This is a genomic window from Flindersiella endophytica (genome assembly GCF_054779015.1).
Genome location: NZ_BAAGYY010000003.1, coordinates 135,368 through 156,678 on the forward strand (window position 1 = coordinate 135,368; position 21,311 = coordinate 156,678).

A 21,311-nucleotide genomic window follows, 5' to 3' on the forward strand; every position below is an offset into this window, starting at 1 on the left:
CGCTCAGGTCCCGAGCAGTTCGTCCGCCGTCAGCCGGACGGCGCGCAGCCGGGCTTCGTACTGCGTCGTCCCCATGTCGGAGTATTCCTGCAGCGCCTGCTCCACCAGCTCGACCGCCTCCGCCGTGCGCCCGGCGGCGAGGTAGGCCTCCGCCAGCGAAGCCGCGGCCCCGGCCGCGCCGAAGCGGTCGCCCAGCCGGTCGAAGCGCTGCTTGGCCTCCCGGGCGAGCTGCACGGCCCGCCTGTAGTCCTTGCGCGCCACCGCCACCCGCGACGCCAGGCTGGTCACGAACGCCGCGCCGCGGTGGTCGCCCCGGTCGTCGACCAGGGCGAGGCACTCGTCGGACGCGGCGCCGGCTCGCGCCAGGTCGCCGTGGTCCAGCGCCTGTTCAGCCAGATAGTGCAGCACCTGCACCTTGTCGACGACCTGCCCGAGCCGCCGCGCGATCTCGAGCGTCTCCTCGAACAGCGTCAGCGCCCGGGCGTAGTCGCCGTTCATCGACAGCATCTTCGCCAGCTCGCGCAGCGTCGAGGCGTACGTCGGCTCGTACCCGCTCTCGTGTGCGGCCGCGACCGCACGTTCGGCGAGCCCCAAGGCGACGTCGGTCGCACCCCGCTGGCCGCGGAAATGGGCCAGCGCGGCCAGTGCGTGCGCCAGGTCGCAGGCAGCGCCGAGCTTCTCGAACGCCGCGACGCACGACTCCTGCAGCTCGAGGTCGGTGTCGGTGAGCCCGCGCGTGGCCAGCTGCATCGCGCGACCCCACTCGGCCCGCCACGAAAGGCGTTCGTCGCCACCGAGCCGGCACGCGTCGCGCACCAGCTCGTGCAGCTCCAGCACGCGCTCGTGTACGAGGTAGGTGTCGAGGTAGCTCATCGAGCGGTCCAGCAGCTGCGACGCCTCGACGCACCAGCCTTCCCGTACACACACGTGAATCGCCCAGTCGAGCTGCGCCTGCTCGGCCAGGAACCACGCGGCGCCCTCCCGGGTGAGCCGGTCCGCCTCGTCGTCCGGCATGCCCGCCACGACGGGCGGCAGTGGGTCCATGGGGATCTCGTCGAACGTCAGCTCCACGAGGTTGTCGTAGGCCCGATCCGTCAACACCAGCAGGGTTTCGACATACCGCCGGACCGCGGCCCGGTTGTCGGCCACGGAGTCGGACGCGGCCAGCTCGGCGGCGTAGACCACCAGCAGGTCGTGCAGGCGGTACCGCGGCTCGCCGGTCGGGTCGAGCCCTGTCTCCGACAGCAGCGACGCCTCCATCAGTTGCTCCACCAGGCGTTCGCCGTCGGACTCGTCAGCCAGGACGCCGACCGCCCACGCGGGCACGTCGATCGGGCCCAGCAACCCGAGCCGGCGGAACGCCAGTGCCGCACCGGGCGGCAGGCCCTGATAGCTCAACGCCAGGCTGGAGCGGACCTCCAGGTCGCCGCTGCGCAGCTCGTCGAGCCGGCGCTTCTCGTCGGAGAGGCGCGCAGCCAGTCCGTCGAGCCCAGCGGACGGCCGGGTCGCGAGCCGCGCGCCGATGATGCGCAACGCCAGCGGAAGCCCGCCACACGCGTCGGCGATCTCGCGTGCGGCCAGCGCCTCGGCCGCGACGCGTTGCGGGCCGAGCATCCGCGTGAGCAGGTCCAGCGCGTCGCCGGTGCCGAACGCACCCGGGCGTACGGACCACGCGCCGGGCAGGTCGGCGAGCCGCCGCCGCGACGTCACGAGCACCGCGCAACTGGAGGTGCCGGGCAGCAACGGCAGCACATGGCTGGTGCCGGCCGCGTCGTCGAGCACGACGAGCACCTGCCGGTCGGCCAGCCGGGCTCGCAGGACGGCCGCTCGCGCGTCGACGCCTTCGGGCAGGTCGTCGGGAGGCAGCCCGGACCCGATCAGCAGCTCGGCGAGTACGTCGGAGGGATCGCGAGGCGCCGGCCCGGCACCGTCGAGCCGGACGAACAGCTGTCCGTCGGGATAGCGCTGCCGCAGCCGGTGGGCGACCCGGATCGCGAGCGTGCTCTTGCCGCTGCCCGGCGTTCCACTGATCACGACGATCGGCGGCGAGGCGGCTCCGGCCGCATCGTCGGCCGTCCCCGGAGAAGCACTGCCCAGCCGGGTGAGGACTTCCTCCATGAGCGTCGCCCGTCCGACGAAGTCGCCGATCGCCGGCGGCAGCTGGCACCGCGGCACCCAGCTGGCCGGACGTTCCGGCTCCGGCTCGGTGGCGGTCACCGCGGGCGCGGGCGACGTCAGGTCGAGCGCGGGATCGCCCGCCAGGATCTGTTCCTGCAGACGTCTGATCTCCGAGCCCGGCTCCAGCCCCAGATCCTCGACGTACCAGGAACGCAGCCGCGCGAACGCCTCCAGCGCGTCGGCCTGCCGCCCGCAGCGGTACAGCGCGATCATCAGCTGGCACCACGTACGCTCGCGCAGCCGGTGCTCAGCCGTCAGCGCGGTCAGCTCACCGACCAGCTCGGCGTGCAGTCCGTCGGCGAGCTCGAGGTCGATCCGGCGCTCGATCGTGCGCAGCCGCTGTTCCTCCAGCCGCGGCACGACATCACGCTGCAGGGACTCCGACGGCGCGTCGACCAGCGCGGGTCCGCGCCACAACGCCAGTGCTTCGTACAACAGCGCGAGCTCGGTCGCCGGCTGGTCGGCGTACCGGCGCGCGTCGGCGAGCAGCCGGGTGAAGCGCAGCAGGTCGAGCCGATCCGCCTCGACCTCGAGGAGGTATCCCTCCGGGCGGGTCTGGATCGGGTCGGCGGCCGGCTCGGCGACCTGCGCGGTCAGCTCCCTGCGCAGCCGCATGACGTACGTCGCGAGCGTCGCGCGCGCCGTCGCCGGCGGGTTGCTGCCCCACAGACGTTCGATCAGTTCGGTCGCGGGTACGAGCCGATTTGCGGATATGAGTAAGGTGGCCAGCACGACCCGGAGCTTGCCGGCGCTGATGGGGATCACGACGTCGCCTGCACGCACCTCGAGTGGGCCGAGCACACCGAAGGACAACCCAAAGGACGGGTTTGTACCCATTTGGCCTGACCCCCTCTTGACGTGCCCCGCTGTACAAGTCAATAAGACTAGTGCGCCACGACGTACGCTCGGAATATGATCTCTGCCCCGTGACGGGTCTTGGAAGGAATGTGGTACCTGTACGGTTACGGTCTTGCTGGTTTTGTACGTTCGAAGTGACCAGCAGTAGTGGCGTGATCCAAACCTCCCGCTAACGCCAGAAAGGAGCAGCGTGCCCGCCAAGAAGACGGCCGCGTCCGCCGAGGACGCCAACCGGCTCGTGATCGTGGAGTCGCCGACCAAGGCGAAGAAGATCGCGGACTACCTCGGCCGTGGGTACGTTGTGGAGTCCTCAGTCGGACACATCCGCGACCTGCCCAACGGCGCGTCCGAAGTGCCCGCCAAGTACAAGGGCGAGGCCTGGGCGCGGCTCGGCGTCAACGTCGACCACGGCTTCGAGCCGATCTACGTCGTGCCCAGAGAGAAGCGGCCGACGTTGAAGCGGCTGAAGGAGCTGGTGTCCGACGCGGGTGCTGTCTACCTGGCGACAGACGAGGACCGCGAGGGCGAGGCGATCGCGTGGCACCTCCTGGAGGAGTTGAAGCCGCGCGTTCCCGTCCACCGCATGGTCTTCCACGAGATCACTCCCGACGCGATCCGCAACGCCGTCGAAAACCCCCGCTCGATCGACGAGGACCTCGTCGACGCGCAGGAGACCCGCCGCATCCTCGACCGGCTCTACGGCTACGAAGTCAGTCCCGTGCTGTGGAAGAAGGTCATGCCGAGGCTGTCGGCCGGCCGGGTCCAGAGCGTGGCGACGCGGCTCGTCGTCGACCGTGAGCGCGAGCGGATCGCGTTCCGCGCTGCTTACTACTGGGACATCATCGCCGACCTCGACGCCGGCGAAGGCCGTGACCCGCGGGCGTTCTCCGCGCGGCTGGTCAACGTCGACGGCAAGCGCGTCGCGCAGGGCCGCGACTTCGAACCCACCGGCGAGCTGAAGGCCGCGGTCCGCGAGACCGTCGTCCACTACGACGAACAACGCGCCCGCGCCCTGGCCGAAGGGCTCCGCGAGTCCGACTTCCACGTCCGCAGCGTCGAGTCCAAGCCCTACCGCCGCTCGCCGTACGCGCCGTTCCGCACCACCACGTTGCAGCAGGAGGCCGCGCGCAAGCTGGGCTACGGCGCCGCGCGCACCATGCAGGTCGCGCAGCGGCTGTACGAAAACGGCTACATCACCTATATGCGTACCGACTCGGTAACACTGTCGGGCACCGCGATCAACGCCGCGCGCACCCAGGTGCGCCAGCTGTTCGGCGACAGCTACCTCCCCGACAAGCCGCGCGTCTACAACAGCAAGGTGAAGAACGCCCAGGAGGCGCACGAGGCGATCCGCCCGTCCGGCGACACGTTCCAGACGCCGGCCGAGACCGGCCTGCGGGGCGACGAGTTCCGGCTCTACGAGCTGATCTGGATGCGCACGATCGCTTCCCAGATGCGCGACGCCGAAGGCCGCACGGTCACCGTCCGGATCGGCGCGCAGGCCCGCACGGGTGAGAACACCGAGTTCTCCACGTCCGGCAAGGTCATCACGTTCCACGGCTTCCTGAAGGCCTACGTCGAGGGTGTCGACGACGCCAGCACCGAGACCGACTCCGCCGAGCGCCGGCTGCCCGACGTGGTCGAGGGCGACGTGCTGTCGGCGACCAGGGTCGCGGCCGAGGGCCACGAGACCCGCCCGCCGGCGCGTTACACCGAAGCCACGCTGGTGCGTGAGCTCGAAGAGCGCGAGATCGGCCGGCCGTCGACCTACGCCTCGATCATGGGCACGATCATCGGCCGCGGCTACATCTACAAGAAGGGCCAGGCGCTGATCCCGACCTGGCTGGCGTTCGCGGTGATCCGCCTGCTGGAGCAGCACTTCTCGCACCTCGTCGACTACAACTTCACCGCCGGCATGGAGGACGCGCTCGACGAGATCGCCCGCGGCGAAGGCGACATGGAGACCTGGCTGGCCCGCTTTTACTTCGGCGGCCAGAACGGCGACGCCGACCGCGAGGGCCTGAAGCGGCTCGTCACCGAGCTCGGCGAGATCGACGCACGCGGCATCTCGACGTTCCCGGTCGGGGGTCCCGACGCCGGAATCGACCTGCGGGTCGGGCGCTACGGGCCGTACGTCGAGGACGGCGACGGCAACCGCGCCAACGTTCCCGAAGACCTGCCGCCCGACGAGCTGACGCTGGAGAAGGCTCGCGAGCTGCTGTCGCAGCCGGCAGGAGCGGAGCAGGAGCTCGGCACCGATCCGGAGTCCGGACGGCCGGTCGTGGCCAAGGCAGGCCGCTTCGGGCCGTACGTCACCGAGGTGCTGCCCGAAGACGCGCCGAAGGGTGTGAAGCCGCGCACGGCCTCGCTGTTCAAGGACATGAGCCTCGACACCGTCACGCTCGAAGACGCGCTGCGGCTGCTGTCGTTGCCGCGGACGCTGGGCAAGGACCCCGACGGCGGCGAGGAGATCACCGCGCAGAACGGCCGGTACGGCCCGTACGTCAAGAAGGGCACCGACTCGCGCTCGCTGACGGCCGAGGAGGAGCTGTTCACGGTGACGCTGGAGCAGGCGCTCGAGCTGTTCAAGCAGCCGAAGGGCCGCGGCCGGCGGGCCGCGTCGGCGCCGTTGCGCGAGCTCGGCAACGACCCCGAGACCGACAAGCCCGTCGTGCTGAAGGACGGCCGGTTCGGCCCGTACGTCACTGACGGCGAGAACAACGCGACGCTGCGTCGTGCCGACGACCCCGCCACGGTGACGTTGGAGCGGGCAGCCGAGCTGCTGGCCGAGAAGCGCGCCAAGGGCCCGAGCCCGCGTCGTACGGCGAAGAAGACGACCGCGAAGAAGACCACGGCCAAGAAGACGACGGCCAAGGCGACGGCCGCCAAGAAGTCGACGGCGAAGAAGACGACGGCCAAGAAGACCGCGAAGAAGTCGGCCAAGAAGTCCGGCTGAGGCTCGCTCGCAGGCCAAAGGCGTGAACCGCCCATAAGCTTGCGGGGTGTGGGGCGTCCTGGTCGTGCTGATCTCTGTGTTGGTTTCGAATGCCGCTGTACCCGCGGCTACGTACCAACCACCGTTCGTCGTCTATCTCGCGCCGGCTGACGCGGGCGGCTCCGACCTCAACGACGGCCTCACAGCCGAGCGCCCGATCAACACGCTGATGCGGGCGCAGGGGATCATCGCGCTGGCCCAGCCTCCGACCGACGTCGAGGTGCGCATCAAGGCCGGCGTCTACATCTCCCAGCCGTTGTGGGAGTGGCGCACGTACCTCCCCGGGCGCACGATCTCGTTCATGCCCGACGACTACCAGCCGGGCGACAGCGCCGCCGGGATCAGGGCGCGGCCGATCTTCCGTAACGCCAAGTGCGGCGGAAAGTACTGCGAGGGCTACTGGTTCCAGCTGCGGCTGCCGATCGCGCCGAGCGAGGACCTGTATGACGGAGGCACCAGCGGGCTGCGGTTCTACTACCTGCAGGTCGAGAACTACTCCGCAGGCGGCGTCTCCGTCTACGGCGAGTCCGAACGCGAGCACAGGGACAAGCGGTACAAGCCGGCCGTGTGGCGGAAGGCGAGCAAGGGGCTCAACGGCAACACGTTCGTCGGCATGAACTTCCGGCGGCTCGGCAACAAGTGGACGCGCGGCAAGTTCGGCTACGGCGCGATCACGCTGACGAACTCGTCCGGCAACCGCATCGTCAACAACTCGTTCAACGAGATCGAGAACGCCGGAGCGCGCGGGCCGTACATCCACGGCGTGTACGTCACCCACTTCAGCTCCGACAACCGCGTCGAGCGCAACACGTTCAACCGCAACAGCGGTGACCCGGTGAAGGTGCGCGACCAGAGCAATCGCAACGTCTTTCAGGGCAACGTCTTCGTGCGTTCGGGCGAGCAGTCTTTCTACCGCGACGAATACTGCGACCGCCGGTGCGCGCTGGCCTACCACGTGGTGCGGCAGTGCGCGTCGTACGGCAACCGGTTCGTGCGGAACCGGCTGGTCAGCGGGTATCGCGGTGGGCGGATCACCCCCTGGACGCTCGGCCCCGGCGGCATGACGAACGCGGGCAGCGCACCGTGCAAGCTCCCGAAAGGCGAGCCGCGGCTGCGTACCGGCCACAACTCCTGGGGTTGACCGCGGAGTCCGGCCCGCCTACCTTCTGCAGGCATGAGACGGTGGGGAAGAGTTACGGCGACATTGCTCGGTGCGGTTACTTTGTTCCTCGGCGGCAGCGCCTCGGCCTCTCCGGCGCCCGAGGCAGAGCCGCAGGCGGCATTCACGGTCTACCTGGCACCCACGAGCGCCGGTGGATCCGATGCCAACGACGGCCTGACGCCCGCCACGGCGGTCAACACGCTGGTACGTGTCCAGGGGGTGCTGCGCCAGCACCGTCCCGCGACCGACGTCGAGGTGCGAATCAGGCAGGGCACGTACGTCGCGCCGCCGTTCCACGACTGGCGCTTCTACGTTCCGGGCCACTCGATCTCGTTTCTGCCGATCGACTACGTGCCAGGCGCCGGGTTCCCGGCCGGCGGATTGCCGGTGTTCCGGAACGCCAAGTGCGGCTCGATCTACTGCAACGGGTTCTGGCTGCAGCCCCGGCTGCCGAGGGAGACCACGGATCCCTTGTACGACGGCGGAAACAGCGGCCTGCGCTTCTACTACCTGCAGGTGGAGTACTACTCCGCGGGCGGGATCTCGATCTACGGCGACTCCGAGCGCGACGTGGAGGACGAGCGGTACGACCCGCCGTTGCAGGTGCGGGGGAGCCAGGGCCTGAACGGCAACACGATCTTCGGCGTGCAGTTCCGCAACCTCGGCAACAAGTGGAGCCTCGGCACGTACGGCTACGGTGCGATCGTGCTGACGAACTCCTCGAACAACCGGATCGAGAACAACCACTTCGTCAACATCGAGAACGCCGCGGCGTCGGCAGGGCTCATCCACGGCGCGTACATCACGCACTTCAGCTCGTCCAACACGATCACGCGGAACAAGTTCTCCTACATCAGCGGTGACCCGATCAAGTCGCGGAACCTGAGCAACTACAACGCCGTGGAGAACAACACGTTCTCGCGTACCGGCCGGATCTCCTACTATCGCGGCGAGTTCTGCGACCGCCAGTGCGCGATCGACAACGCCATCCCGCGGCAGTGCGCATCGTACGGTGACCGCTTCTTCAACAACGTGGTGCAGAGTGCGTACGACGGCGGCCGGATCTCGAACTGGTCGCTCAGCCCCGAAGGTCTGACGTACGCCGGAACCGCGCCATGTTCGATCCCGGCCGGCACCGCGCGGATCGCGACAGGCGGCAACACGTCGTAGAGGGGCAGGCGGAGCCTGCCCACTTGGAGCCCGCCGCCTCCCCGCCCGCCGCGTCCTGGTGCGCGGCTGCGGCGGCTGCTGCGGGACTGTCGGTCCGACCTCCTAGGCTGGCCCAATGGCAGAGCCCACCGCCAACAGCAGCGTGCCCGCTGACCGGGCCGACGACGCACCCGCGCACGACCTGCGCGCCGTGCTGCGGATCGCGCCGTTCCGCAAGCTGTGGATCTGCCTCGGCCTGTCCAGCCTGGGCGACTGGCTCGGCCTGCTCGCGCTCACCGCCATGGCCAGCCAGCTGGCCGGCGGCTCGTACGCCTCCGCCAACTTCGCGATCGCCGGCGTGCTGCTGCTGCGGCTCCTGCCCGCCGTCGTCATCGGCCCGCTCGGCGGGTTCATCGCCGATCGCCTCGACCGCCGCTGGACGCTGGTCGTCGGCGACGTGCTCCGGTTCGCGCTGTTCGCCTCGATCCCGCTCGCCGGCAACCTCGTCTGGCTCTACGTCGCGACCCTGCTGATCGAGGCTGTCAGCCTGGTCTGGCTCCCGGCCAAGGACGCCGCCGTCCCCAACCTCGTCCCGCGAGAGCGCCTCGCCGCCGCCAACCAGATCTCGCTGGCCACCACCTACGGCTCCGCGCTCCCGGCCGCCGCCCTGTTCACCCTGCTCAGCCTGCTCAACAAGACCATCGAGCGGCTGCTCGGCGGCCTCGGCTCCACCGTCGACCTGGCGCTCTACTTCAACGCACTCACGTTCCTGATCGGCGCGCTCGTGGTCGCGGGCCTGCGCGAGGTCTCCGGCCGCCCCTTGCCCCACACGCCCGGCGAGGACGGCCAGAGCAACATGCTGCGCTCGATCCTCGACGGCTGGAAGTACGTCGGCAGCAACCGCCTGGTCCGCGGCCTCGTGATCGGGATCGTCGGCGCGTTCGCCACCGGCGGCGTCGTGATCGGCCTCGGACGCACGTTCGTCGCCGACCTGAAGGGAGGCGACGCCGGCTACGGCGTGCTGTTCGGCGGCGTGTTCCTCGGCCTGGCGATCGGGATGGGCGTCGGGCCGCGGCTGCTCGGCGGGTTCTCCCGCAAGCGCCTGTTCGGCCTGTCTCTGATCGGCGCGGGCGTGATGCTGACGGCGATGGCGCTGATCCAGAACCTCGTCATCGTGTCCGGCCTGGTCGTGGCGCTCGGCTTCTTCGCGGGCGTCTCCTGGATCACCGGCTACACCATGCTCGGCACGGAGGTCGACGACAGCATCCGCGGGCGTACGTTCGCGTTCGTCCAGTCGATGACTCGGGTCGCGCTGGCCGCCGTACTCGCCGTGGCGCCTGCGCTGGCCGGCACGATCGGCACCCACCGGCTGCCGTTCCCCGAAGACGTCCAGCTCAGCTACAACGGCGCCTCGATCACGATCTTCGTGTCGGCGATCGCGATCATCGCGGTCGGCTACGTGTCGTACCGCCAGATGGACGACCGTCGCGGTGTGCCGCTCGCCCGCGACCTCCGGGCGGCGATCAGGGGACACGACCGCGGAGTGTTCTCCGACCACGGGCTGTTCGTCGCGATCGAGGGCGGTGAAGGAGCGGGCAAGTCCACGCAGCTGCGGCTGCTGGCCGACTGGCTGCGGCAGGCCGGCTACTCCGTGACCGTCACCCACCAGCCGGGCGCCACGCCGATCGGTCTGCGGCTCCGAGAGCTCGTGCTGGGCGACACCACCGGGCCGCTGTCGCCGCGTACCGAGGCGCTGCTGTTCGCAGCCGACAAGGCCGAGCACGTCACGACCATGATCCGGCCCGACCTCGAAGGTGGCAACGTCGTGATCACCGACCGCTACATCGACTCCGCGCTGGCTTACCAGGGCGGTGGCCGCGAGCTCAGCCAGTCCGACGTGCTGAAGCTCAACCGCTGGGCGACCGGCGGCTTACGCCCGCACGTGACGATCCTGCTCGACCTGCCGCCGGAGGTGGGGGTGGAGCAGCGCACCACCGAGCCGGCCGACCGGCTGGAGCGGGAGCCGCTGGAGTTCCATGAGCGGGTACGCCAGGGCTTCCTCGACCTCGCGGCGCTCGACCCCGACCGCTATGCCGTGATCGACGCGACCCGCTCGCCGGAAGAGATCGCCGAACGGATCCGAGAGCAGGTCGAGCCGTTGCTGGGGCAGGTACACATTCGTAGGGTTGGGGAGCAGCAGACGGAGCAGGGCGCGCTATGACGACAGAGACGACCGAAACCGCCGGGGTCTGGACCGATCTCGTCGGGCAGGAGCCCACGGTGGCGGTGCTGCGGGCTGCCGCGGCCGGAGCGGCCGACCGGCTGAAGGGCGGCGCCGGCACGGGCATGACGCACGCCTGGTTGCTCACCGGGCCGCCGGGCTCCGGCCGCAGCAACGCGGCCCGGGCGTTCGCGGCGGCGCTGCAGTGTGATCGCGGCGGCTGCGGCGAGTGCTCAGCCTGCCGCACGTCCCAGGCCGGCACCCACCCCGACGTCACGCTCGTACGCACCGAGCAGCTGTCGCTGCGCGTCGACGAGATCCGGGAGCTCGTACGCAAGTCGGCGATGTCGCCGGTCGGGCAGCGCTACCAAGTGCTGGTCGTCGAGGACGCCGACCGGCTCACCGAGCAGGCCGCCGACGCGCTGTTGAAAAGCCTCGAGGAGCCGGCCGAGCGCACTGTCTGGCTGCTGTGCGCGCCGACGGTCGCCGACGTGGTGCCGACGATCCGGTCGCGCTGCCGGCTGCTGGTGCTGCGTACCCCTCCGACCGGCGCGATCGCTGAGATGCTGCAGCGGCGCGACGGCGTGAGCCCCGAGCTGGCGCTGTTCGCCGCCCGTGCCGCGCAAGGCCACATCGGCCGGGCGCGGGCGCTGGCGCTCAAACCCGACGTCCGCGAACGCCGCGAGCGCGTGCTGGCCGTGCCCAGCCGGATCGGCGAGCTGGCCGGCTGCGTCACGGTGGCCGGTGAGCTGGTCGAGGTGGCGGCCGAGGAGGCCAAGCAGGCCACCACGGAGCTCGACGCGGCCGAGCTGGAGGAGCTGGAGCGCACGTACGAGCTCACCAGCGGCGGCAAGGGCGCGCGCGGGCGTTCCCGGGCGATCGACGCGGCCAAGAAGGAGCTGCAGGACCAGCAGAAGGTCCGGGCCAAACGGCTGCAGCGCGACGCGCTCGACCGCACTCTCCTCGACCTGCTGGCCTACTACCGCGACGTGCTCACGGTCGCGATCGGAGCCGAGGCGGAGCTGGTCAACGACGACATCGGCGCCGACATCCGGCGCCGGGCGGCGAGCATGCGGCCCGAAGAGGTGCTGCGCGACGTCGACGCGATCCTCGCCTGCCGCGACGCGATCGCCGCCAACGTCGCGCCGCTGCTGGCAGTGGAGGCGATGCTGATCACTCTGTGGAAGGGCCACGGCGGCGATCGCTGAGCGTCGCGCGACGCTCCGTTGGCTGCCTGTGGAAGAAGGCGCAGGGCTTTGAGGTGAATCTCGTAGGGTGATCCCCGTGGATTGTGATGGGATGCGCTCCGGACGCAGGACGAAACCGGTTGCGCTGCGGCTCGCGGCTGGGCTGGCGGCGCTGTCGGCACTGGCCGTAGTCGCGTCTGGGTGCGGACTCGCGCCCAACGCGGCCGATGCTGCCGGCGACAAGTCCTCGCCGGCGTGGCAGCAGTCCGGCGCCCCCACGTCCAAGCCGACCGGGCCCTCCACACCTGGCGACGACCCCGCCGACATGCCCTCCGATGTGGCCAAGGGCCTGCAGCCGTTCTACGAGCAGCGGCTGGAGTGGCGAGACTGTGGAGCGGTGTCCGGACAGCAGTGCACCACGCTCGAGGTGCCGCTCGACTACAACCAGCCGACCGAGAAGAAGATCGAGCTGGCCGTGCTGCGCGTGCGAGCCGGCGACCAGAGCAAGCGGATCGGCTCGCTGGTGATCAACCCGGGCGGCCCGGGCGGCTCCGGCGTGGAGTACGCCCAAGCGTCCTCGCTGTTCATGGGCGCGGAGGTGCGCGAGCGCTACGACATCGTGGGCTTCGACCCGCGCGGTGTCGGGCAGAGCTCGCCGGTCGACTGCCTCACCGACCCCCAGCTCGACACCTACCTCGCCGCCGACGGCTCGCCCGACACGCCGCAGGAGATCCAGCGGCTGTCGACTCTGTCGAAGCAGTTCGCCAAGGGCTGCTCCGAGCGCAGCGGCGACCTCCTCAAGCACGTCGGCACCCCCGACGCTGCCCGCGACATGGACGTGCTGCGCTCGGCCCTCGGTGACCAGGAGCTCAACTACTTCGGCGCGTCGTACGGCACCTACCTCGGCACCACGTACGCCGAACTCTTCCCCAAGCGCGTCGGCCGCGCGGTGCTCGACGGCGCGGTGCCGCCGGAGCTGAGCGGCAAGGAGATCGGCGTCGGCCAGGCAAAGGGCTTCGAACGCGCGTTCAAGGCCTTCATCGACGACTGCATCGCCCGCGACGGCTGCCCCCTGGGTGACACCGAATCGGCGGCGTACGACCGGTTCGACCAGTTCCTCGACGACCTCGACTCCCACCCACTGCCCGGCGACGGGCCGCGCAAGCTGACCCAGGCGCTCGGCGTCAGCGGGATCCTCGGCTCGCTCTACCGCAAGGACTCCTGGGGAGCGCTGCGTACGGGCCTGTCAGCGGGCCTCAACGGCGACGGCTCGTACCTCCTGAGCTACGCCGACCAGTACGCCCAGCGCACCCGCGACGGCTACCACGGCAACGGCAACGAGGCGATCCTCGCCGTCAACTGCCTCGACCGCCCCGACGTCAAGTCCGTCGCCGACGCCGAGAAGGAGCTGCCCGCGTACGAAAAGGCCTCGCCCCGCTTCGGCAAGTTCATCATGTGGGGCGCGCTGGCCTGCGCCTACTGGCCGGTGGCGGTGCAGAACCAGCCCCACCAAGTGACCGCGGCGGGCACACCCCCCATCCTCGTCGTCGGCACCTCCCGCGACCCAGCCACCATCGTCGAGTGGTCCCGCGACCTCGCCTCCCAACTCTCCTCCGGCGTCCTCCTCACCCGCGACGGTGACGGCCACACGGCATACGGTGAGAACAAATGCATCGACTCCGCGGTCGACGCGTACCTGGTGGAAGGCAAGACCCCGAGGGACGGCCTGAACTGCCCCGAGGAATAGTCCCCTTCCTGCAGCCCGCGCGTGGGGCACGGTATGCTCTACGCTCGTGCCTTAGCGCACAGGCCGCCTTAGCTCAGCCGGCAGAGCAACGCATTCGTAATGCGTAGGTCTGGGGTTCGATTCCCCAAGGCGGCTCCACACCTGACCAGCGCAAATGCGCCGGGCGGATCTTTGTCCGGTCCGGCCATGGAATCAAACATGGTGCGAAGCACGCCGCATGTGGCGTGCTTCGTTGCTGTTTGATCAACATCGAGCCGGCCCTTCCGTGTGGCCGCCTCGACATTGAGTCCGGCTCATCTAAGTCGGCGGCAGGCGCGCTTAAGTGAAGGAGATTCGAGTACTTTCGTCCCAAAGTCGCAGGTCAACAAGTGTGCTCCCCGCACTCGCGGGGTGATCCGGTTAACCGGTCCACAAAGGCCGGAGTCGCGTAGTGCTCCCCGCGCCCCTGGTGGCGGTTCCGGACGTGCGGGTCTCGGTTCCTTCGTCGCCCAAGCGGGCAAGGAGCTTTCCCGTGGTGGATCAGCCGATGCCGGCCTTCGCGGCCAGCTCGGCGGTCGTGCTGTGGGGGTTGGCGCGCAGCGCGGCCCTTGGTGGTGCCGCGCGTCTTCCAGCATCTGACACGAGGTCTTCGGCCCACACTTCAGCGCAAACCAGGCTTCCTGAGCTACAAATGCACCGGGCCATCTCGCCGGATGCGCGTTTCCGCTTCGTCGACATCACCCTCTGGGAATCGGCCGCCCACATCAAGGCCGCCAACATCAAGGCCGCCAACATCAAGGCCGCCCACGACGAGCACTTCGGAGAACTCCTATCCCGTCCCGAGTTGGAGGGAGTCACGGCACAACCCGGAATCTACGAAGTCATCTCGGAAGGCTGGGGGCAACCCGACCGGCTGCCCTGTCCCCTAACTACCAGCCGCGCAAGGTCGGGCGCGGCGCCTAGTTCCCGGAAAACCTGGCAGGCGGCGTCCCACTCCAGGCTCGCACCGTCGGCGTCACCCAACCGCGCGCACGCCAGCCCGATCAGCATCCGGGTCCGGGCGGCTTCATAGGGCGCCGCGAGCTCTTGCCAGGAAGCCAGCGCCCGGCGCAGCGCCGCACAACCGGCTGCGGCTTCGTCACCGGCAAGCAGGACGGAGCCGCGCGCATGGCCGGCAACCGCCCGCAGATAGACCGACCCGAAGGCGGCGGCGATCCGTTCCAACTCGTCGGTCGCGGACGCCGCCGACGGCACCTGGCCTCCGGCCAGGGAGATCTCGGCGTATGCGCCGAGCACCCGGGCCCGTTCCACCGCCAGGGCTGCTTCGTCGAGCGCCCGCCGGATCGCGGCTGCCGCGCTCTCGACCTGACCTTGTGCCAACCGCAGCAACGCCAGTCCCGGCTGCACCGCGTGACCGTAGCCGCTGGCCTGGCGATACGCCTCCTCCGCCCGGTCGTAGGCCCCGCGCAGCCGGAGCAGCTCGGCCTGCTGGTACATCGCCATGCCCATGGCCGGGTTGCCAGGTGAGTCGGACAGTTGCTCGCGAGCCTGGCGTACTTCCGTCATTGCCTCGGCCCAGTCGCCCCGCAACTGCGCGATCTCCGAGCGGTGCACCAGGCACTGTCCGCGGTACGGCTTGAGGTCCGGCTGGGCCGCGCACCAGCGGCTCAGCGCCGCGGTCCACTCCTGTGCGCGGCGCAGATCGAAGACCGCCCGGCAGGCGATGAGCACTGCACAGTAGATGATGCCCGCGGGGATCGGAGACACCTCGCCGGTCGTGACCGCGACCATTGTCTCGTCCAGCACGGCGATGCCGGGGCCGAGCTCGTCCTGAGCGATCAGCGCCTGAGCCACGCTCAGCCGGGCCAGCGCCAGCAGATCGGGGTCGCCGAACCGCTCGGCTGTTGCCGCGATCTCGCTCGAAATCCGGTGTGCGGTCGCGGGATCGCCCGCGCTGATTGCCTGCAGCGACGCCGGTATCAGCAGGTAACCGTGCTCGACGCAGTCTGGCGTCGCTTCGAGCAGCCGCCCGGCCCGCGCAAGCCAGCCGCCGCCACGGGCTTGCTCGCCTCCCATGGTCAGCGTCAGGCCCAACCAGAACGCTGACCGCGCGGCGCGGGCGGGCTGACCGTTCCGCCGCCAGGCGCGGTGTGCCTGTTCCCAGGCCGCCGCACAGGCGTCCAGCCGACCGGTCAGGTACGCCGCGACCGCGAGCCGGTCGAGGTCGTCGGCGCTCGGCGTGGCAGCGCGGGCCAGTCGGTGATAGGCCGCGCCCCACGCGCGGCGCTCGTACGCCTGGCGTCCCGCAGCGATCGCCGCACCGGCTCCGGCATCGGCTGCGTTATCGGCTGGGGGTCCTGGCGGGGCAGGCGGTGCCACGGCTGGGTCCGCGGTGAGGATCTGCTGGAGCAGGCGTTGCAGCGGCGGGCTGGGGTCGATGCCCAGTTCCTCCATGAGCCGGGCACGCACCTGCTGGAAGTGCGCGAGCGCGTCGGGCTGTCGGCCGCACCGGTACAGCGCGAGCATGAGCTGGGCGGCCAGCCGCTCGTCCAGCGGATGCGCGGCGGCGTTGGCCTTCAGGTCAGCCAGCAGCACGCTGTGCAGCCCGGCAGAGAGGGCGGCGTCGTTACGGTCCAGTTGTGCGGCGAACTTCGCGGTGTCGAGGCCGGCGCGTACGGAGTTCAACCAGGGGGTGTCCAACGTGGCGAACGCCTCGCCGCGCCACAGGCCCAGCGCCTGCTCGTAAAGGTCAACCGCCTGCTTCGGCTTCTCGCACGCCCTGGCGTCAGCGACGAGACTGTGAAACCGATGCACATCCAGTGCCGCGGAATCCACCGAAAGCACATAGCCCCCCGGCCCGTGCACGATCCGCACATCCTGCGCGGCGGCCAGGATCTGCCGTAACCGCGACAGGTAGCCCCGCAACACGGCACGGGCACGCTGCGGAATCTGATCGGCCCACACTCGGTCGATCACCACATCGGCTGGCACTGTGCGGTTGGCATCCAGCAACAGCGCCAGCAACACACACCGCTGCCGCGCATGACCGATCTTCACCGGGCGACCGTCGACAAGGGCGGTAACGTCGCCGAGCAACCGGAACTCCACCGCCATGGCAAATCCCCCCGAAGCTCCTCATATCCAAAAGCAGGATACCGGGCACGGCTCGACCAGGCGATTCAACGATCGCCGAAGTCCCACCGAACGGGCGGCATCATCACCATGGCGAGCCACTGGAGGCGAATGGGCTGACCGGGCTCGACTAGCGCTCGGCTAGTGGAGCCCGGTCAATTTGGCCGCAGCTACTGCGTGGCGCAGATCGCGTACGCGGTGACCGTCCAGTTGCCCGGGAAGTCCGGGTCCGCTTCGAATGCGTCGATGAAAAGCGAGTTCGGTGGCGTGCTGGCGTTACCGTTGGGCGCGAGGTCGTCAATCACGACCTCACCGGTCGCACCCGTCAGCTCGTGCCCGGTACCGGTCAGCACTTTGCCAGCTGGGCAGACCGCGGTTTCGTCCTTGGAGTTTTCGGAGCCGCTCGGGCTCGTTTCCGGGACTCTGACCAGCCCGGGCACCGGGAAGGCGCAGATCGCGTACGCGGTGATCGTCCAGTTGCCTGGGAAGTTCGGGTCTGCCTCGTAGGCTCCGACGGTGACCGCGGTCGGCGCCGTGGTGGTGCTGCCGTTGGGCCGGAAGTCGTCCACCACCACCTCTCCGAGTGCGCCGTTGAGCTCGTACCCGGTGCCCAGCATCACTTTGCCGGCTGGGCAGGCCGCGGTCGCGTTGTCGAAGTCGGACGAGTTGCTCACGCTGGTTGCCGGAATCCTGACCAGGCCGGACACCGGGTTGGCGCAGACCGCGAACGCGAGAACTTGCCAAGGAGTGCCGACAGGGTCCTCCTCGTACGCCCCGACGGTGACCGCGGTCGGCGCCGTAGTGGTGCTGCCGTTGGGCAGGAGGTCGTCCACCACGACCTCGCCGGTCGCGAAGTCCACCCGATATCCGGTGCCCACCAGCACCTTGCCAGCCGGGCAGGTCGCGGTCGCGAACTTGGGAGAGAGGTCGTCGAGGGCGCTGACGCCCGTTATTCTCACCAGGCCGGGAACCGCGGCGGAAGCCTGGCTCGCGCCGGCGACCGCGAGCACCGAGCCGGCAAAGGCGAGCGCGAGCGCCACGCCCGCCGCCAGGGCCCGCCGCCGTCTATGAATCAATCGACTGTTCAAGGCAATGTCCTTCCTGTGTTAGTTCGCCTTTCGTAGCCACTGTCGACGGGCGGGATTCGGCGAACATTCGACAGTCGTTGAATCGCCTGGCAGGAGCGGTGTCGTACGGCGCGAGGACGGAGCCATGGTGGTACATCCCTTCTGAAGTCGTGGGATGGCCGCCTGTCGTCCGGGCAGGAAGATGTCGTACCAGCCGCCGATCGAACTGACCGGATGCCCCAGTTGAAGGGCGTCTCCAGGGAGAAGCTATCCGGACGGAGGAACCCGAGCTCGAGTGACGATTCGGTCACCGCCGGGATCATCGCCTTCACCTGTGGCGGCACGGCGTCCGCGACCCGCCCACTGGACGTACCCGAGATAGCTCATCCCGATCAGGATCATCGAGTCGCCGAACCAGGGCTGCCTGGTCATCCAGTCGATGGTGTCCAGGCCGTCCTCACGCTCGCGTCGCATCGGGTCGAACGGACCGTCGGAGCCGAATGTGCCACGGGTGCTCTGGACGAAGACCTGGAATCCGCGCTCTGTCAGCGGCCGGCCGTCAGCGAGGCGATGATGCCGTTGCGGCCGTACGGGAGACGGATCAGCGCGGTCGGCAACCCGTCACCGCCGGACTTGGGTGCCCAGCGGTTGGCCAGCGGGACCGCCCCGTCCCGCATCGGTGTCTTCAGGGCTCGCTCGATCACGACGTTCCTGGTCGGCGGTGGGGGAAGGTGTTACAGGCGCTGGGTGAAGTGACTCATCAGGTTCACTGGACACGACCTCCGTGGGTGGGGGTGAGACGGTCGGCCAGATCGTACGGATCGAGCCGGGAACCTCACACCTCTGTGGCGGGTTGAGCGTCGACCAGTTCGGTGAGTTGGGCCTGGTAGTTCGGGCAGGTGGCGATGTCTGCGTGTGAGCAGTTCAGTCCGGCTTCGAGGAGGTCGAGCGCCGACTGCAGGGCTGCCATTCTGGTCTGCAGCGTGCGGTGGTTGCGGCGAAGTACGTCCTTGCGGGTGGCCGGGTCGTGTGCGGCGAGGAACGCGCGGATGTCCGGGAGCGAAAGGCCGGCCGTCTTCGCGCACATGATCGATGCCACCCGGAACAGGTCGTCGCGGCTGTAGCGGCGGCGGTCGCCTTCGACGCGGGCGGGATAGAGCAGGCCTACCGACTCCCAGTGCCGCAGGACGTGCGTCGGCAGCCCGAAGTGGTCGGCGACCTCGCCGATCGTCATCAGACTTGACTTCATGTCGACATTAAGTCGCACCATGGCGGGCATGTCCAGCCTTCTTGATGTCCTCGATGCCATGGACACGCAGCCCATGACCGTCGAACTACGTACACGGTCCTATCAGCTGCTCGGCGACCTCACCGACCAGACCGTGGTCGACGTCGGCTGCGGCGCCGGCCGGGCGGTCGCCGAGATGGCCGAACGCGGAGCCCGCGCGGTCGGCGTCGACCTCGACCCCGAGATGATCACCGCCGCCCGGCAGCGCTGGCCGGCGGGCGCCTTCCACGTCGGCGACGCCTACGAGCTGCCACTGGAGACCGGGTCGGCGTCCTACTACCGCGCCGACAAGGTACTGCACACCCTCGACGACCCGCCGCGAGCCGTGGCCGAGGCCAGCCGGGTACTCGCGCCCGGCGGCCGGGCCGTGCTGCTCGGCCAGGACTGGGACACCATCGCCATCGACTCCCACGACCCGGAGACCACCCGCCGACTCGTCCACGCGAAGGCAGACGCGCTCCCCTCCCCACGCGTCGCCCGCAGCTACCGCAACCTCCTGCTCGACGCCGGGTTCACCGATCCGGTTGTCGAGGTGCACACCGGGGTGTTCACCGACGACACCGCGCTCATGCTGCTGCACCGAGTCACAGACGAGCAGAGCTGGCTCGCCGAGCAGGCCGAACGCGCACGCACGGACCGGATCTTCGTCGCGGTGCCGTTCTTCCTCGTCGCCGCGCAGCGATAGGGCCGAGCCTGCGTCGCCGCGCGACGCGCAGCTGACCAGCCGGGATATGACGACGAACACCACGACGACTGCGTTAGGAGACCCCTGATGGCGCACTCGCGAGACACCTTGCATGACACGGACGAGTCACGTGAGCGGCGAGGGCTCGCGGACCCCCGCCGCCGCTGGAGGATGCTCGCGGCGATCTGCACGGCGCAGTTCATGCTGATGCTCGACCTCACCGTGATCAACATCGCCTTACCCGACATCGGCGCCGATCTCGGCCTGAGCCGCGTCGCGTTCACCTGGGCCGTCAGCGTCTACGTACTGTTCTTTGGTGGGTTGCTCCTGCTGGGCGGCCGGCTTGCCGACGTCTTCGGCGCACGTTCGATGATCCTGACCGGCCTGGCGGTCTTCATCGCCGCCTCGCTGGCCAGCGGCCTGGCCCAAGACGAGAACCTGCTGATCGGTGGCCGCCTCTGTCAGGGCGTCGGGGCCGCGCTGCTCTCCCCGGCCGCACTGCGGGCACTCACCGGCCTGTTCCACGGTCCCGAACGCAACAAAGCGCTGGGCGTGTGGTCATCGCTCGGCGGCATCGGCTTCGCGGCGGGGCTACTCGTCGGTGGACTCCTCACCAGCGGTCCGGGCTGGCGCTGGGTCTTCTTCATCAACGTCCCTATCGGCGTCGGCCTACTGGTTGCCATCCGCGCCGTCGCGCCAGAGCGTCGGACGGCCGGCGCCGACAGGCGCGTCGATGTGGTGGGCGCGGCGACCGTCACAGCCGCCACCGGCTCGTTCATCTACGGCATGATCAACGCCGGTGACCACGGCTGGGCAGATCCCGGCACGCTGGTTCCCGTCGCGGTCGCCGTCGTCCTGTACGGCGTGTTCACGGCCGTCGAATACATCGTGCGGACTCCCCTGATGCACCCGGGCATGCTGGTGCGCCGTCCGGTCGCGACCGGCGCCTTTCTCATGCTCATCGCCGCCGGCGTAACCGTCGCGGACTTGTTCATCACCTCGCAGTACCTGCAGCACCTTCGCGGCTACAGCGCGCTCGCGACCGGCCTGTTCTTCCTGCCCCCGGCTCTGGCCACCATCGTCGGCGCCACCCTGGGCGGACGCCTGGTCGGCACCCTCGGAACCCGGCCTGTCGCCTTCGCCGGCCTGGCCCTGGTCGCCATCGGCAACGCGCTTCTCATCGGCCTGTCGCCAGAGGGCAATGTGTACGCACAAGCGCTCCCGGGCGCCGTCCTGTTCGCACTCGGCGGCGGTCCTGTCTTCGTCGCCGCGACCACCGCCGCCCTCGGCCGAGTCGCTCGACACGAGGCCGGGCTGGTCTCGGCCATCATCTACACCTTCAACCCCACCGGCTCCGCCATCTTCATCGGAATCGCCTCCACCGTCGCCGCCGCCGGGCTCACTCGCACGCCCGCGATCGAGGGCTTCACACACGCCTACGCCATGTTCACCGCTGTCGCCGCCGCAGCCGCAGCGATCACACTCGTCCTCGCATCGTCCAGCAGGCCACACGACACCTCCGCCACCCGGGATTCGTCCTGACGCGCCCCGGAAAAGTCAGAGCCCTACCGGTCAAGGTGCCGTGGTCGGGCAAGCGCGGGGAACGTCGACTGGTACATCCGGCTCGAGCAGGGCAGGGGTCGGTGTGCCCAGCGCCGCAGTA

General features: G+C 69.6%; 14 protein-coding genes and 1 tRNA gene. 9 read left to right on the plus strand and 6 right to left on the minus strand.

Annotation, left to right across the window (positions count from 1 at the left end):
- Window positions 1-3: 3 nt before the first annotated feature.
- The gene (locus ACYVF6_RS01945; protein ID WP_460515047.1) at window positions 4-3,015 is read right to left on the minus strand and encodes an AfsR/SARP family transcriptional regulator; all 3,012 of its coding nucleotides are present in this window, start codon (window positions 3,013-3,015) and stop codon (window positions 4-6) included.
- Window positions 3,016-3,226: 211 nt separating this feature from the next.
- Here ACYVF6_RS01945 and topA point away from each other — a divergent pair, with 211 nt between their 5' ends.
- The 7 genes from topA (at window position 3,227) to ACYVF6_RS01980 (ending at window position 13,635) form a co-directional block, all read left to right on the plus strand.
- On the plus strand, window positions 3,227-5,992 hold the full coding sequence (gene topA, locus ACYVF6_RS01950) for a type I DNA topoisomerase (protein WP_460515049.1): 2,766 nt from the start codon (window positions 3,227-3,229) through the stop codon (window positions 5,990-5,992).
- A gap of 46 nt (window positions 5,993-6,038) precedes the next feature.
- Window positions 6,039-7,172 (plus strand): right-handed parallel beta-helix repeat-containing protein, encoded by a 1,134-nt coding sequence (locus tag ACYVF6_RS01955; RefSeq protein WP_460515051.1) that lies wholly within the window; start codon window positions 6,039-6,041, stop codon window positions 7,170-7,172.
- Window positions 7,173-7,205: 33 nt separating this feature from the next.
- Entirely contained in the window at window positions 7,206-8,363 is a 1,158-nt protein-coding gene (locus ACYVF6_RS01960; protein ID WP_460515052.1) for a right-handed parallel beta-helix repeat-containing protein, read from the plus strand.
- Window positions 8,364-8,478: 115 nt separating this feature from the next.
- Entirely contained in the window at window positions 8,479-10,563 is a 2,085-nt protein-coding gene (gene tmk, locus ACYVF6_RS01965) for a bifunctional MFS transporter/dTMP kinase (protein WP_460515054.1), read from the plus strand.
- Complete coding sequence (locus tag ACYVF6_RS01970) at window positions 10,560-11,771, plus strand: DNA polymerase III subunit delta' (RefSeq protein WP_460515056.1); 1,212 nt, start codon at window positions 10,560-10,562, stop codon at window positions 11,769-11,771. The genes tmk and ACYVF6_RS01970 overlap by 4 nt, the downstream gene beginning before the upstream one ends.
- 91 nt (window positions 11,772-11,862) lie before the next feature.
- Window positions 11,863-13,497 carry an alpha/beta hydrolase gene (locus ACYVF6_RS01975; protein WP_460515058.1) on the plus strand — a complete coding sequence of 545 codons (1,635 nt, stop codon included), beginning with the start codon at window positions 11,863-11,865 and terminating at the stop codon, window positions 13,495-13,497.
- A gap of 62 nt (window positions 13,498-13,559) precedes the next feature.
- Window positions 13,560-13,635 (plus strand) — tRNA-Thr (locus ACYVF6_RS01980).
- Window positions 13,636-14,349: 714 nt separating this feature from the next.
- On the opposite strand, the gene ACYVF6_RS01985 is transcribed toward ACYVF6_RS01980, so the two are convergent.
- The 5 genes from ACYVF6_RS01985 to ACYVF6_RS02005 all read right to left on the minus strand — a co-directional run bounded on the left by ACYVF6_RS01985 (window position 14,350) and on the right by ACYVF6_RS02005 (window position 18,924).
- The gene (locus ACYVF6_RS01985) at window positions 14,350-16,590 is read right to left on the minus strand and encodes an AfsR/SARP family transcriptional regulator (RefSeq protein WP_460515060.1); all 2,241 of its coding nucleotides are present in this window, start codon (window positions 16,588-16,590) and stop codon (window positions 14,350-14,352) included.
- Window positions 16,591-16,778: 188 nt separating this feature from the next.
- Window positions 16,779-17,696 carry a hypothetical protein gene (locus tag ACYVF6_RS01990; protein WP_460515062.1) on the minus strand — a complete coding sequence of 306 codons (918 nt, stop codon included), beginning with the start codon at window positions 17,694-17,696 and terminating at the stop codon, window positions 16,779-16,781.
- Between the two features lie 246 nt (window positions 17,697-17,942).
- Window positions 17,943-18,224, minus strand: a complete 282-nt coding sequence (locus ACYVF6_RS01995) for a CocE/NonD family hydrolase (protein ID WP_460515184.1) — start codon at window positions 18,222-18,224, stop codon at window positions 17,943-17,945.
- Window positions 18,221-18,379, minus strand: coding sequence for a hypothetical protein (locus ACYVF6_RS02000; RefSeq protein WP_460515064.1), 159 nt, complete (start codon window positions 18,377-18,379; stop codon window positions 18,221-18,223). Before ACYVF6_RS02000 ends, ACYVF6_RS01995 begins: the two co-directional genes overlap by 4 nt.
- A gap of 131 nt (window positions 18,380-18,510) precedes the next feature.
- A complete protein-coding gene (locus ACYVF6_RS02005; protein WP_460515066.1) occupies window positions 18,511-18,924 on the minus strand; it encodes a MerR family transcriptional regulator in 414 nt (137 codons plus the stop codon).
- A gap of 28 nt (window positions 18,925-18,952) precedes the next feature.
- Between ACYVF6_RS02005 and ACYVF6_RS02010 the strand changes: the two genes are divergently transcribed.
- Together ACYVF6_RS02010 and ACYVF6_RS02015 are read left to right on the plus strand one after the other, a co-directional pair.
- Window positions 18,953-19,648, plus strand: coding sequence for a methyltransferase domain-containing protein (locus ACYVF6_RS02010; RefSeq protein ID WP_460515068.1), 696 nt, complete (start codon window positions 18,953-18,955; stop codon window positions 19,646-19,648).
- Between the two features lie 87 nt (window positions 19,649-19,735).
- Complete coding sequence (locus ACYVF6_RS02015; RefSeq protein WP_460515070.1) at window positions 19,736-21,190, plus strand: MFS transporter; 1,455 nt, start codon at window positions 19,736-19,738, stop codon at window positions 21,188-21,190.
- Window positions 21,191-21,311 lie beyond the last annotated feature (121 nt).

Excerpts from the sequence above, each read along its gene's own strand:
- ACYVF6_RS02010 (WP_460515068.1), top strand. The coding sequence starts at position 18,953 with ATGTCCAGCCTTCTTGATGTCCTCGATGCCATGGACACGCAGCCCATG.
- ACYVF6_RS01960 (WP_460515052.1), top strand. The coding sequence starts at position 7,206 with ATGAGACGGTGGGGAAGAGTTACGGCGACATTGCTCGGTGCGGTTACT.
- ACYVF6_RS01975 (WP_460515058.1), top strand. The coding sequence starts at position 11,863 with ATGCGCTCCGGACGCAGGACGAAACCGGTTGCGCTGCGGCTCGCGGCT.
- ACYVF6_RS01970 (WP_460515056.1), top strand. The coding sequence starts at position 10,560 with ATGACGACAGAGACGACCGAAACCGCCGGGGTCTGGACCGATCTCGTC.
- ACYVF6_RS01945 (WP_460515047.1), bottom strand. The coding sequence starts at position 3,015 with ATGGGTACAAACCCGTCCTTTGGGTTGTCCTTCGGTGTGCTCGGCCCA.
- ACYVF6_RS02005 (WP_460515066.1), bottom strand. The coding sequence starts at position 18,924 with ATGAAGTCAAGTCTGATGACGATCGGCGAGGTCGCCGACCACTTCGGG.
- tmk (WP_460515054.1), top strand. The coding sequence starts at position 8,479 with ATGGCAGAGCCCACCGCCAACAGCAGCGTGCCCGCTGACCGGGCCGAC.
- ACYVF6_RS01985 (WP_460515060.1), bottom strand. The coding sequence starts at position 16,590 with ATGGCGGTGGAGTTCCGGTTGCTCGGCGACGTTACCGCCCTTGTCGAC.
- ACYVF6_RS02015 (WP_460515070.1), top strand. The coding sequence starts at position 19,736 with ATGGCGCACTCGCGAGACACCTTGCATGACACGGACGAGTCACGTGAG.